This window comes from Faecalibacterium sp. AF10-46 (genome assembly GCF_003604105.1).
GTDB lineage: Bacteria > Bacillota > Clostridia > Oscillospirales > Ruminococcaceae > Faecalibacterium > Faecalibacterium taiwanense.
The window spans coordinates 23,559-35,816 of record NZ_QVGY01000013.1 but is presented as its reverse complement, the minus strand read 5'-3'; the positions used below and the strand labels follow the sequence as shown (position 1 = coordinate 35,816).

Genomic DNA, 12,258 nt, shown 5'->3' with positions numbered 1-12,258 from the left:
CGTTCCCCTTTTCGTCTGCACAAAAAAGAGCAGCTGTTCCCAGCTGCCCTTCCGTGATACAGTTTCTTACTTGGTGCCGTAGATGCGGTCGCCGGCGTCGCCCAGACCGGGAACGATGTAGCCGTTCTCGTTCAGGTGGTCGTCCTCTGCGCCGAGGTAGATGTCCACATCAGGGTGTGCCTCGTGCAGGGCCTTGATGCCTTCCGGAGCGGCGATCAGGCCGATGAACTTGATGCGCTTTGCGCCATGCTTCTTGATCTGGGTGATGGCATCAATGGCGCTGCCGCCGGTAGCCAGCATCGGGTCCAGAACCAGAACATCGCGCTCTGCGATATCCTGCGGCAGTTTGCAGAAGTACTCCACAGGCTGCAGGGTCTCCTCGTCGCGGTACAGGCCGATGAAGCCCACCTTTGCAGCGGGCAGCAGGGTCAGCATACCGTCCAGCATACCCATGCCTGCGCGCAGGATGGGCACCAGAGCCAGCTTGCGGCCAGCCAGCACCTTGGTCTTTGCCATGGTGATGGGTGTTTCAATCTCCACCTCTTCCAGAGGCAGGTCACGGGTCGCTTCGTAGCACAGCAGGGTCGCGATCTCGCCAACGAGGTCACGGAACTCCTTGGTGCCGGTCTGCTTGTTGCGCAGAATGCTCAGCTTGTGCTGCAGCAGCGGATGCTCAACGATCATCGGGGTCATAAAAACACGCTCCTTATTTTAAATAGATAACTCTATCGGGTCCAAGATTACGATTTAAAACAGCTCCGCATACGCTTCGCCATTGTCAGTGGAAATTTTATTTTTATATTTTGAGCATTCAAAAAATCTGCGGATTTTTTGAATGCTCTTTTTCACAGGAAGGGTCGTAACGAAAAGATTCATCTTCCCTTATGGCCTTTTTCGTGAAAATGCGTTTGGAGCGGCCCTGCGGTTGCGCAGCAATGAAAGCCCCAGTGGGTCTTTCAAGCAGGCGAGCGATCTGCGATAGCAGATGGAAGGGCTTTGCCTTGACAAGCGTCGGGGCCGCGACAAACGCGAAATCAAAAAATATTTTTTCCTTGATTCATGGCCAGAGTAAAACGGCGGCCATTCCAATCGTCAAACCTAAGAATCAGCGGTTCTCCAGTGCGGTCAGCTTGTCGATGCGGCGCTGATGGCGGCCGCCCTCAAACTCCGTATTCAGGAAGAGATCCACCAGCTGGCAGGCCAAGCCTGCACCCACGACGCGGCCGCCCATGCACAGGGCGTTGGCATCGTTGTGGCGGCGGGTATACTCGCAGCTGAAGCTGTCAGAGCAGCAGCAGGCACGGATGCCCTTGATCTTGTTTGCTGCCATGCTGATGCCCACGCCGGTGCCACAGAACAGCAGTGCCTTGCTGCACTCGCCGCTCACAACTGCATCGCAGGCGGGCACGGCCATATCGGGGTAATCCACGCTGTCGGTGCTATGGGTGCCAAAATCGATGTATTCCAGCCCCAGCTCCTTCAGATGCGCCTTGACAGCTTCTTTCAGTTCAAATCCGCCGTGGTCAGCGGCCAGTGCAATGGGTTTTGCCATGGAAATGTTCCTTTCTCTCAGTCACGCAGGGTTTTATGCCTGCTCCTTGTTTTGGGCGGCATTGGCTGCAGCTTCTGCTGCAAGGCGCTCTGCGCGCTCCCGCTCGGCCTGACTCAGGCGGTGGTAGTCCGGCAGCACAGCCTCCGGCAGCACAGCCTTTCCGGCTTCGGCCATCTGCTTTGCCACAAGAGCCACTGCAGCAGCACGCCCGCCGCGCAGGGCCGCAGGTGCCTGCAGCACGCCCGGCACACTGCCGTATTTATTATAGCACAGAGATGCGCCATCACCAACAAAAAACAGGGGCTTTTTGCAATTTTCTACAAAATCGGCCAGATCTGCCACCGCCCGGGCATCGTCTTCCAGCAGGCGGCTGTGGGTGGCAAGGTCGAACGCGGCACTGTATACCTGCGCACGGCGGGCATCCAGTGCGCACAGCACGGTGCCCTCGCCCGTGTGGGCTGCGGCCAGTGCTTCCAGCGTGGAGACCGGTGCGCACAGCGTTTCCCGCGGGAAGGCCAGACCCTTGACCGCCGCCAGACCGATGCGCAGCCCGGTAAAACTGCCGGGGCCTGCGTTGACACCGTACAAGTCAATCTCTGCACAGGTCATGCCGCACATCTTCAGGCAGGTGTCGATCATGGGCATCAGCGTTTCGCTGTGGGTCATGCCTGCGTCCAGATACACCTCGTACAGCAGGCGGTCATCCTGCAAAAGAGCCACACCAGCCGTTTTGCCCGCTGTATCCACAGCTAAGATGTTCATAGCGTTACCCCCTCAATGGTGATCCTGCGGGTATTTTCGTCCACGCGCTGGATATCCACCCGGATGGGGTTTTCCAGTGCCAGCAGGTCTGCAAAGTTCTCGCTCCACTCTGCTGCCACAATGGCCCCCTGATCCAAATAATCGTAAAAGCCTGCAGCACACAGGTCGTTCTCAGTGGAAATACGGTACAGGTCAAAGTGCGCCAGCGGCTTTGGGCCGCGGTAGTAGTTCACAATGGCAAAGGTTGGGCTGGACACCGGGTCGGTGCAGCCAAGGCCCTCGGCAAGGCCCTCGGTAAAGGCGGTCTTGCCCGCGCCCAGCCCGCCGGTGAACGCAACCAGCGAACCCGGTGCCAGCACTGCGGCCATACGGGCACCCAGCGCCACCGTCTCGGCGCGGGAATGGGTGATATATTCTGACATGAAGCTTACCTCATTTTATAAAGCAAAAGGGACGGCAGAATGCTCTGCCGTCCCTTAGTATAATATACTTTGTGCAAAAGTGCAATGCCGTGTGTTGCTTACGCCGCCGCATCCACATCCGCTGCCGTGTAGGGGTTGGGCAGTGCAGCGCTTCGGTCTCCGCTGAGCATCGCATAGGATGCTGCCGCATGGGGCCGTCTGCCGCCCTGCTCGTTGTACCAGATGATATCATCGGTGCCGTAGATGCTCTTGGCATAGTCCACGGCCTGTTCCAGCGTTTCGCCCTCGATCATCCGGTTCACAGCGGCCCACAGCATACTGCGGGAATACACCGAGTAGACATTGTTCACATAGCCCATCACCGCCTTGGCACCGCCTGCCAGCAGGCCGTCTGCCATAGAGGTATCCACATGGCCGTTCTTGCCGTAGAACTCGCAGGTCTCGCTGAGCACGATGCCGTTGCCGCGGTAGGCACTGCGGAAGAAATCGCCGTTGACGGCGTACATGCCGTTCACCTTGACCACGCGGTGGGCCAGCAGGTCAAAGCCATAGCGCAGATCGCTCCAGAAATCCGATCTCTCGGTCAGCAGGATCAGCGGTTCCGTGGCAGTCTTTTTGAACAGCCAGCCGTATTCATAGGTATAGTACGCGCCGTGGGTGCTCAGGATGCACAGGTCGTAGCGGCCCATCCTGCGCAGGTCGGATACGGTAACGGTGGTATCCAGATCCGTCTGCAGGCCCACCGAATCCCAATAGCTCTGCATGTAGGCATAATACGGGTAGCGGGTGCTGTTGATCGTGTTGTCAAACGCATAATAGATCGCCGCCGTGCCCACCCGCTTGTTCTCTGCCAGCTCCTGCAGCTGGCTCTCGTCCAGCTCCGGCAGGGCTGCGGTGTTCTCCTCCTCCGGGTCGGTAAGCAAGATGCCGCCCAGCGCGCCGCAGCTGTAGGTAAAGCTGATCATGCCGTTTTCGGCATCGGTGTAGACAGACCCCTGCTTTACAAGGCCCTGTGCGGTCAGCGCATCCAGCTGCTGCAAAGCAGCATCTGTGCGCTCGTCCTCGGTCATCTGTGCATAGTCGCTGCCTCCGGTCAGTGCGGTCACAGCAGCATCTGCCTGCTGCATCTCGCGCACATCTGTGGCCGAAAGGCTCTGCTGTACAGCCGCCTGTTCTTCCGGCTGCTGTGCAAAAGCCGCTGTGGGCAGCGCTGTGAGCGCGAAAGCCAGAGCGCACAGTGCACACCCAAAACGGCGGAGCATATCGTGTTCCATTCCCATTTCCTCCGGGCATATCTGCCGCCCAATGCGGCACGCCGCCCTTTTCCAGCAGGCATCTTCCTGCCATTTTCTTTGCGCGGCAGGCGCTCTGCAAAGGAGCTTTCTGCTGCACCTTCATTGTAGATGGTGCGGTCTGCTTTGTCAAGCATTCGTGTGGATTTTGCAAAGCTGTCACACCCGGTGGATTGCAAACGGTGTGCAGGCTGTGTATAATAGGATAAACTGGGTTGGTATTGCCCGCTGCAGCGGCAAAACCCGGTGTGCATCCGGGAACGAAAGGTGGTGCTTTCTTGGAAAGCATTCGACAATATTTTAAACGAACCGATAAGATCTATCTTCTGCTGTGCATCTTCAGCAGCACCATGGCGGTGGTGGCTCTGGCCTCCTGGGCCGCAAAGCAGGGCAATGGCTTTGCCACGGACGAGATCACTGGTGCCATTACCGGCATCGGCGATTACCGCCGCGCGCTGGTGCAGGCGGCAGCCGCCGGGCTTGGCATCGTGATCGCACTGCTGCTCTCCTGCATCGACTACCGCAGCCTTGTCAAGGTGTGGCCGGTGCATGTAGCCCTGACATGGGGTCTGGTGCTGCCCACGCTGTTCATCCGCAATGTGGCCATCGGCCCGCTGACCATCGGCTTCAACGCCGGTGACACCGACAACTACTCCTGGTACAAGCTGGGCGGCTTTACCTTCCAGCCCACGGAGCTGGCAAAGATCAGCTTTATCCTTACCTTTGCCATGCACCTGAACAATGTGCGCAGCCGCATCAACGAGCCAAAGGAGCTGGCAAAGCTTCTGCTGCATCTGGCCGCGCCCATCCTCATTATCCACATTCAGGGCGACGACGGCACCGCCATCATCTACGCCATCATCGGCTGCTGCATGATGTTTGCAGCGGGCCTGAGCTGGAAGTATATCATCGGTGCCATCTCGGCGGCAGCTGTGGCCGTGGCGGCGGCGTTTGCCTTTTTCAGCGATAAGATCGGCAAGGGCTACCAGTGGTACCGCATTCTGGCCGTTATCGACCCGGAGAATTCCACCGGCTGGGCACCCAACGAAGCCACTTGGAAAAACATCATCTACCAGCAGCAGCGCGGCGAGATTGCCATCGGCTCCGGCGGCATCTTCGGCAACGGCCTGTTCAGCGGGCGGTACTACAGCGTGCCCAATGCCCACAACGACTTTATTCTCAGCTGGATGGGCAATGCCATTGGCTTTGTGGGCCTGTGCATCGTGCTGGGGGCACTGCTGGCACTGGTGATCAAGACCTTTGCCACCGGTGCGCGCAGCGAGGACCTGCTGGGCAGCTACATCTGCGCCGGCATCGGCGGTGCTTTGATGGCGCAGATCGCCGTGAACGTGGGCATGAATCTGCGTCTGCTGCCGGTCATCGGCGTCACCTTGCCCTTCTATTCTGCGGGCGGCAGCTCGGTGCTGATGCTGTATATCTGTGTTGGATTAGTCCTTTCCGTATATATGCACAATACAAAGAGCCTGTTCGGGTAAAGTGCAGCTTACCCCCCCCTGTATTTTCCACATTTGCCGTTATATCAGTTGAAATCTCCGCATCCTGCTTGCAATCCACTGGGATGCATGATATTATAATAAAAATGTGCAGTTTTGCTGCTCAATATGGTGCAAAAAGCTGCATGGAGAGAGATTGGGGACTCTCCCCTATTTTATAGTATCAACCGGAAAATGGAGTGAAACGAATCATGACATCCACAACAACTGCGCCAGAGGCGGAATACTGGCTGCAGACCGGTTGGATGGAGGAACCTGGCGCGGAGTTTGGCATCCGCAAACCAGTCACCATCGACCGCAAAACAAACCTGTACGAGCACCGTGCCTACTGGTGTGTGCGCCGCGCACAGGATATCTTCTTTTCTCTGCTGGCGCTGGTGGTGCTTTCGCCGCTGCTGCTCATCACCAGCCTTGCAATCTGGCTTGACAGCCCGGGTTCAAGCCCCATCTTCAGCCAGTGGCGGGTGGGCCGCAATGGCAAGCTGTTCCGGCTGTACAAGTTTCGTTCCATGTGCCCGAACGCCGAGAGCAAGCTCAACGATCTGCTGAAGGACAACGAGATGGACGGCCCGGTGTTCAAGATGAAGGATGACCCGCGCATCACCCGTGTGGGCCATTTCATCCGCAAGACCAGCATCGACGAGCTGCCGCAGCTGGTGAACATCCTCAAGGGCGATATGAGCATTGTAGGCCCGCGCCCGGCGCTGCCCCGCGAGGTAGCCCAGTACACGCCCTATGAATGGCAGCGGCTGTACGTGACACCCGGCCTTTCCTGCTACTGGCAGATCGCGCCGCACCGCAACCAGCTGAGCTTTGACGAATGGATGGCACTGGATGTGAAGTACGTCAAGGAGCGCAGCTTTCTGGTGGACTGGCGTATCATCTTCCGCACCTTCCGTGCGGTGCTGTTCGGCCACGGAGAATAACATCGTATCGCAAAAAATCCCCGCTGTGCAGCTGCACAGCGGGGATTTTGTTGTTTGTGGGGGACGATAAACTCCTTCCGTCATCGCAATAAGACGGAAAAGGCTCCTCCTCCGGGGGAGCTGGCAAACCCGCAAGGGTTTGACTGAGGGAGTTTTTACTTCAGCACAGCGCCCAGATTTGCACTGGTGACCATGCGTGCGTAGCGGCTCAGCCAGCCGGTCTTAATGTTGGGTTCGGGAGCAACATACTTTGCCTTGCGCTGGGCCAGAACTTCATCGCTGACCTCCAGCGTGATGGAGGCATTGGGGATATCAATGTTGATGGTATCTCCCTCCTCGATCAGGCCGATGGGGCCGCCGGAAGCAGCCTCCGGGCTCACATGGCCGATGGCTGCACCGCGGCTTGCGCCGGAGAAGCGGCCGTCGGTGATGAGGGCCACGGTCTTGTCCAGCTTCATGCCGGCCAGAGCGGAGGTGGGGTTCAGCATCTCACGCATACCGGGGCCGCCCTTGGGGCCTTCGTAGCGGATGACCACCACATCGCCCGGGACGATCTTACCCGCGTAGATGGAAGCAATGGCCTCGTCCTCGCTGTTGAACACGCGGGCCGGGCCGGAATGCTGCTGCATCTCGGGGGCCACGGCGCTGCGCTTGACCACACAGCCGTCCGGTGCAATGTTGCCCCACAGGATCTGCAGACCGCCGGTCTGGGAGTAGGGGTTGTCGATGGGACGGATGGCCTTGTCGTTCAGGATGTGTGCGCCCTTGATGTTCTCGCCCAGCGTCTTGCCGGTAACGGTGGGCACATCCAGATCCAGCAGGCCCTTCTTGGCCAGCTCTGCCTGCACGGCGGGGATGCCGCCTGCGGCGTAGAGATCCGGCATGTGGGTGGGGCCGGCCGGTGCCAGATGGCACAGGTTCGGGGTCTTGGCGCTGATCTCATTGAACAGCTTCAGGTCGATGGGCACACCAGCCTCATAAGCGATGGCCAGCAGGTGCAGCACGGTGTTGGTGGAGCAGCCCAGCGCCATATCGCAGGTCAGAGCGTTGCGGATGGAACGCTCGTTGATGATCTGGCGTGCGGTGATGCCCTTCTTGACCATATCCATGATGGCCATACCGGCGTGCTTTGCCAGCTGCAGACGCTTGGAGTAGACGGCAGGAATGGTGCCGTTGCCGGGCAGTGCGATGCCGATGGCCTCGCACAGGCAGTTCATGCTGTTGGCGGTGTACATGCCGGAGCAGCTGCCGCAGCTGGGGCAGCAGTTGCAGGTGCAGTCTTCCAGCTGATCCTCGGTGATCATACCGGCCTTGTAGGCACCCACAGCCTCGAACATCTTGGAAAGGCTGACCTCTTCGCCGCCGTAGGTACCGGCCAGCATGGGGCCGCCGGAGCAGACCACAGCGGGCACATCCATGCGCACCGCTGCCATCACCATGCCGGGCACGATCTTATCGCAGTTGGGCACCAGCACCAGACCGTCCAGCTGGTGGGCCATGAGCATGGTCTCCACGCTGTCGCAGATCAGCTCACGGGATGCAAGGCTGTACTTCATGCCCACATGGCCCATGGCGATGCCGTCGCACACGCCAATGGCGGGGATCAGGATGGGGGTGCCGCCTGCCATCTCAACGCCGGCCTTGACGGCATCGGCGATCTTGTCCAGATTCATATGGCCAGGCACGATCTCGCTGTATGCGGAAACCACGCCGATCAGCGGGCGCTCCAGTTCTTCCTTGGTGTAGCCCAGTGCGTAAAACAGGCTTCGGTTCGGGGCGCGCTCCGAGCCCTTGGTCACATTGTCGCTTCTCATTTCAAATCCTCTTTTCTGACAAAAACCCTCTCCGTCACGGCTACGCCGTGCCACCTCTCCCGAAGGGGAGAGGTTTTTGCGGAGGATCTATAAGGTTTCCACTTTCAACAAAAGCTCCCCCTTTCGGGGGAGCTGGCCGCCGAAAGGCGGCCTGAGAGGGTTTTCCCCTTACTTCTTCAGCCAGCTCATCATGCTGCGCAGCTCTGCGCCGACCTTCTCGATGGGCAGCTCTGCTTCCATGCGGCGCTTTGCCAGGAAGTGCACCTTGCGGCCGCCATTGGGGCTCATCTCGGTCAGGAACTCGGAAGCGAAGGTGCCGTCCTGGATCTCGGTCAGGACCTTCTTCATCTCCTTGCGGGTCTCGGCAGTGATCAGGCGCTTTCCGGTGCGGTAGTCGCCGTACTCAGCGGTGTTGGAGATGGAGTAACGCATCTTGGAGAAGCCGCCCTCGTTGATCAGGTCAACGATCAGCTTCATCTCGTGGCAGGTCTCAAAGTATGCCATCTCGGGCTCGTAGCCAGCTTCCACCAGCGTGTCGAAGCCGGCGTGGATCAGCTCGGAAACACCGCCGCACAGCACTGCCTGCTCGCCGAACAGGTCGGTCTCGGTCTCCTCCTTGAAGGTTGTCTGCAGGATGCCTGCACGGCCTGCGCCGATGCCGGAAGCGTATGCCAGAGCAATATCCTTAGCCTTGCCGGTGTAGTCCTGCTCCACGCAGATCAGAGAGGGGCAGCCCTCACCCTCGGTGTACAGGCGGCGGACGATGTGGCCGGGGCCCTTGGGAGCGATCATGATAACGTCAACGTTCTTAGGAGCGGTGATGGTCTTGAAGTGGATGTTGAAACCGTGTGCAAAGGCCAGTGCCTTGCCCTCGGTCATGTAGGGAGCCACCTGCTTGTTATAGATATCAGCGCACAGCTCGTCGGGCACCAGCATCATGACAACGTCGCCGGCCTTGGCAGCTTCTTCCACTTCCATGACCTTGAAGTTCTCGTGAGTTGCTGCGAACTCAGAAGCCTTCTCCCAGTGAGCAGAGCCCTTGCGCAGGCCGACAACGACATTGACACCGCTCTCGGCAAGATTCTCAGAGTGTGCGTGGCCCTGACTGCCGAAGCCGATGACAGCGACGGTCTTGCCGTCCAGCACGCCGAGGTTGCAGTCGGAATCGTAGTATTTCTTGATAGCCATGGTAGTTGTTCTCCTTTTTGTTTTGTGTTTATTCAGTGGCTGATTGTAAACATTTTATTTTTTCGCTCACTGTGGAGCGGAAAAGCTCAGGTCCGTTCCGGGCAGTGGGTCCCCGGCAGAGGCAGCTGTGCTTCGCGCACCTCCTGCGGAGGCTTCTGCATATGCTGATGCATCCCGCCGCGCTCCAGTGCGGTAACGCCGGTGCGGCACTGCTCCAAAATTTTGTAATCTGTAAACATTTTCAGGAAGGCATCGATCTTATCCGGCTTGCCGATCAGCTCGAACACCATGCTGTCCGGCGAAAGGTCGATGATCTTGGCCTTGTAGATGCTGGCGATCTCCCGCAGCTCGCTGCGGTTGTGCACATCGGATGCTACCTTCAGCAGCAGCAGTTCCCGTTCCAGAGATTTTTCGCCGTCCAGCACGAACACCTGACGGGTAACTTCCAGCCGTTCGGTCTGCAGGATCAGCTGCTTGAGGGCCTTGTCATCGCTGGTAATGGTCACGGTGATGCGGCTGACTGCCGGGTCGTTGGTGGCCGAGACCGTCAGGCTGTCGATGTTGAAGCCGCGGCGGCAGAACAGGTTGGACACACGGGCCAGAACACCGCTCTGGTTGTCCACCAGCAGGCTGATGACCCTGCGCTTGTTGGATTCCATATTGCTGTGCCCTCCTTATTCCATGATGATATCGTTGATGTCGCCGCCGCCGGGGATCATGGGCAGCACCTTTTCGTCCTTATCGATGATGCACTCGATCCAGGTAGGGCCTTTCTGCTTCATTGCATCGGCAAAAGCAGTCTGAAACTCCGGCAGGTTTCTGCAGCGGTAGCCCTTCAGGCCAAAGCCCTCGGCCAGCTTGACGAAGTCCGTCTTGCGGTGGGGGTCGGTCTGGCTGTAGCGTTTTTCGTAGAAGGTGGTCTGCCACTGGCGCACCATGCCCAGCACCGAGTTGTTGAAGATCACGGTGATGATGGGCAGCTCATAGCTCACGGCGGTGCAGGCCTCGTTCAGATTCATGTGAAAGGAGCCGTCGCCGGTAAACATGACCACCCGCTGGTCGCGGCCCAGAGCCATCTGTGCGCCAATGGCGGCACCGTAGCCAAAGCCCATGGTGCCCAGACCGCCGCTGGTGATAAAGCCGCGGCTCTTGGCGTGGCGCAGGTATTGTGCCGCCCACATCTGGTGCTGGCCCACATCGGTCACATACACGGCTTCGGGGCCGCACTGGTTGCACACCTCGCCGATCACCTGATGGGGCATCAAACGGGTGGGGTCAGACACCGGGTGGTAATCCTGTGCCTGCCACTCACGGATCATCTTCATCCAGTCGGGATGCTTCTTTTCCTCGATCTGCGGCAGCATGGCGTTCAGCACGTAAGCGGCATCGCCCACGATGGAAAGATCGACCTCCACATTCTTGCCCAGCTCACTGGGGTCGATGTCGATCTGGATGATGGTGGCGTTCTTTGCAAAGGTCTTGGGGTTCAGGGCCACACGGTCCGAGAAGCGGGTGCCCACTGCAATCAGCACGTCGCAGTCGGCCACGGCACGATTGGAGGTGTAACAGCCGTGCATACCCACCATCCCAATGTTCATCGGGTCGCCGTAGGGCACAACGCCTGCGGCCATCAGGGTGTAGGTGGCCGGGATCTCTGCCTTGTGCAGCAGATCACGCAGCGGCTGGCAGGAGGCTGCGCTGCGCACGCCGCCGCCAAAGTAGACCAGCGGGCGCTGGGCCGCATTGATAAGATCCGCTGCCCACTTGACCTGCTCCGCGTTGAAGGTGGTCACGGTGCGGATGGGCTCCGGCTTTTTGGGGGTGAACTCGCATACCGCCGCCGTCACGTCCTTGGGGATATCCACCAGCACCGGGCCCTTGCGGCCGCTCTGTGCAATACGGAAGGCAGAGCGCATGGTATCGGCCAGCTCTTCCACACGGCGCACCGTGAAGTTGTGCTTGGTAATGGGCATCGTGATGCCCTCAATGTAGGCTTCCTGAAAGCCGTCCTTACCAAGGCCCGCCGTGGCTACGTTGCCGGTGAAGGCCACCATGGGCACCGAGTCCATGTAAGCGGTGGCAATGCCGGTGACCAGATTGGTGGCACCCGGGCCGCTGGTGGCCAGCACCACACCGGTGCGGCCGGTGGCACGGGCATAACCGTCTGCCGCGTGGGCCGCGCCCTGTTCATGTGCCGTCAGCACATGGGTGATGCGGTCCGAATTTTTGTACAGCTCATCGTAAAGGTTCAGCACTGCGCCGCCGGGATAGCCAAAAAGGGTGTCCACGCCCTGCTCGCAGAGGACCTCCACAAAAATCTGAGAACCATTCAACTGCATGGTGAGTTTCTCCTGTTTTCCTAACCTTTTTCCACTTTTTACACGTTCCCGGGGAGCTTCTTTTTAAAAGAAAAGGCCTTTGTCCCCTGTTAAACCAAGAGACAAAGACCTTGTGATCATCAAGCTCTCTGCGGTACCACTCTCGTTGGCGTGCTGTGCACACCCTCTCACGGGCTTCCAACAAAGCCCTGCACGGTAACGGCTGCAACCGGCGCTGCTTACAAGGGTTTTGCACCCGTTGGGCAGGCTGCTCCGGGATGATTTTCCGCACGAAGCACTGACTGCCTTGCACCAGACGGCAGCTCTCTGAACAGTGGGGATCGTGTGGTACTTTTTCCCATCTGCGCATTTGTTGATGTAAATTATACTATAAATCGGCCTTTTGTCAATCGACAATTTGTAACCTGAATCACCCCAAACATGAAGTTAATTGAACACCTCTTGCGCCA

The 12,258-nt window shown here is 58.7% G+C and carries 11 protein-coding genes and 1 other annotated feature; of the genes, 2 read left to right on the top strand and 9 right to left on the bottom strand.

The genetic code is table 11. From position 1 onward, the window contains the following. Nucleotides 1-66: 66 nt before the first annotated feature. The 5 genes from upp to DWV57_RS12615 all read right to left on the bottom strand — a co-directional run bounded on the left by upp (nt 67) and on the right by DWV57_RS12615 (nt 4,010). On the bottom strand, nt 67-693 hold the full coding sequence (upp, locus tag DWV57_RS12640; RefSeq protein WP_097774028.1) for a uracil phosphoribosyltransferase: 627 nt from the start codon (nt 691-693) through the stop codon (nt 67-69). A 412-nt stretch (nt 694-1,105) separates the two neighbouring features. After that, the gene (gene rpiB / locus DWV57_RS12630) at nt 1,106-1,552 is read right to left on the bottom strand and encodes a ribose 5-phosphate isomerase B (RefSeq protein WP_097776710.1); all 447 of its coding nucleotides are present in this window, start codon (nt 1,550-1,552) and stop codon (nt 1,106-1,108) included. Between the two features lie 33 nt (nt 1,553-1,585). Then, the gene (gene tsaB, locus DWV57_RS12625; RefSeq protein ID WP_120020967.1) at nt 1,586-2,314 is read right to left on the bottom strand and encodes a tRNA (adenosine(37)-N6)-threonylcarbamoyltransferase complex dimerization subunit type 1 TsaB; all 729 of its coding nucleotides are present in this window, start codon (nt 2,312-2,314) and stop codon (nt 1,586-1,588) included. Then, complete coding sequence (gene tsaE, locus DWV57_RS12620; RefSeq protein WP_005942237.1) at nt 2,311-2,736, bottom strand: tRNA (adenosine(37)-N6)-threonylcarbamoyltransferase complex ATPase subunit type 1 TsaE; 426 nt, start codon at nt 2,734-2,736, stop codon at nt 2,311-2,313. The genes tsaB and tsaE overlap by 4 nt, the downstream gene beginning before the upstream one ends. A 98-nt stretch (nt 2,737-2,834) precedes the next feature. Further along, nucleotides 2,835-4,010, bottom strand: a complete 1,176-nt coding sequence (locus DWV57_RS12615) for a hypothetical protein (protein WP_120020966.1) — start codon at nt 4,008-4,010, stop codon at nt 2,835-2,837. Between the two features lie 296 nt (nt 4,011-4,306). Between DWV57_RS12615 and DWV57_RS12610 the strand changes: the two genes are divergently transcribed. Together DWV57_RS12610 and DWV57_RS12605 are read left to right on the top strand one after the other, a co-directional pair. Beyond that, a complete protein-coding gene (locus DWV57_RS12610) occupies nt 4,307-5,524 on the top strand; it encodes an FtsW/RodA/SpoVE family cell cycle protein (protein WP_243112359.1) in 1,218 nt (405 codons plus the stop codon). Nucleotides 5,525-5,787: 263 nt separating this feature from the next. Further along, entirely contained in the window at nt 5,788-6,468 is a 681-nt protein-coding gene (locus DWV57_RS12605; RefSeq protein WP_120020965.1) for a sugar transferase, read from the top strand. Between the two features lie 155 nt (nt 6,469-6,623). On the opposite strand, the gene ilvD is transcribed toward DWV57_RS12605, so the two are convergent. From ilvD to ilvB, 4 genes are all read right to left on the bottom strand, one after another. Then, nucleotides 6,624-8,282 (bottom strand): dihydroxy-acid dehydratase, encoded by a 1,659-nt coding sequence (gene ilvD, locus DWV57_RS12600; protein ID WP_120020964.1) that lies wholly within the window; start codon nt 8,280-8,282, stop codon nt 6,624-6,626. A 168-nt stretch (nt 8,283-8,450) separates the two neighbouring features. Continuing rightward, nucleotides 8,451-9,470, bottom strand: coding sequence for a ketol-acid reductoisomerase (gene ilvC, locus DWV57_RS12595; RefSeq protein WP_005942218.1), 1,020 nt, complete (start codon nt 9,468-9,470; stop codon nt 8,451-8,453). 86 nt (nt 9,471-9,556) lie between these two features. Further along, nucleotides 9,557-10,129 carry an acetolactate synthase small subunit gene (gene ilvN / locus DWV57_RS12590; protein ID WP_118529110.1) on the bottom strand — a complete coding sequence of 191 codons (573 nt, stop codon included), beginning with the start codon at nt 10,127-10,129 and terminating at the stop codon, nt 9,557-9,559. A 15-nt stretch (nt 10,130-10,144) separates the two neighbouring features. Beyond that, nucleotides 10,145-11,809: a biosynthetic-type acetolactate synthase large subunit gene (ilvB, locus tag DWV57_RS12585; RefSeq protein WP_120020963.1), complete on the bottom strand. Its 1,665-nt coding sequence runs from the start codon at nt 11,807-11,809 to the stop codon at nt 10,145-10,147. Between the two features lie 94 nt (nt 11,810-11,903). Then, nucleotides 11,904-12,162, bottom strand: a binding site (T-box leader). Nucleotides 12,163-12,258: the final 96 nt, after the last annotated feature.

Excerpts from the sequence above, each read along its gene's own strand:
- upp (WP_097774028.1), bottom strand. The coding sequence starts at position 693 with ATGACCCCGATGATCGTTGAGCATCCGCTGCTGCAGCACAAGCTGAGC.
- rpiB (WP_097776710.1), bottom strand. The coding sequence starts at position 1,552 with ATGGCAAAACCCATTGCACTGGCCGCTGACCACGGCGGATTTGAACTG.
- tsaB (WP_120020967.1), bottom strand. The coding sequence starts at position 2,314 with ATGAACATCTTAGCTGTGGATACAGCGGGCAAAACGGCTGGTGTGGCT.
- tsaE (WP_005942237.1), bottom strand. The coding sequence starts at position 2,736 with ATGTCAGAATATATCACCCATTCCCGCGCCGAGACGGTGGCGCTGGGT.
- DWV57_RS12615 (WP_120020966.1), bottom strand. The coding sequence starts at position 4,010 with ATGGAACACGATATGCTCCGCCGTTTTGGGTGTGCACTGTGCGCTCTG.
- DWV57_RS12605 (WP_120020965.1), top strand. The coding sequence starts at position 5,788 with ATGGAGGAACCTGGCGCGGAGTTTGGCATCCGCAAACCAGTCACCATC.
- ilvD (WP_120020964.1), bottom strand. The coding sequence starts at position 8,282 with ATGAGAAGCGACAATGTGACCAAGGGCTCGGAGCGCGCCCCGAACCGA.
- ilvC (WP_005942218.1), bottom strand. The coding sequence starts at position 9,470 with ATGGCTATCAAGAAATACTACGATTCCGACTGCAACCTCGGCGTGCTG.
- ilvN (WP_118529110.1), bottom strand. The coding sequence starts at position 10,129 with ATGGAATCCAACAAGCGCAGGGTCATCAGCCTGCTGGTGGACAACCAG.
- ilvB (WP_120020963.1), bottom strand. The coding sequence starts at position 11,809 with ATGCAGTTGAATGGTTCTCAGATTTTTGTGGAGGTCCTCTGCGAGCAG.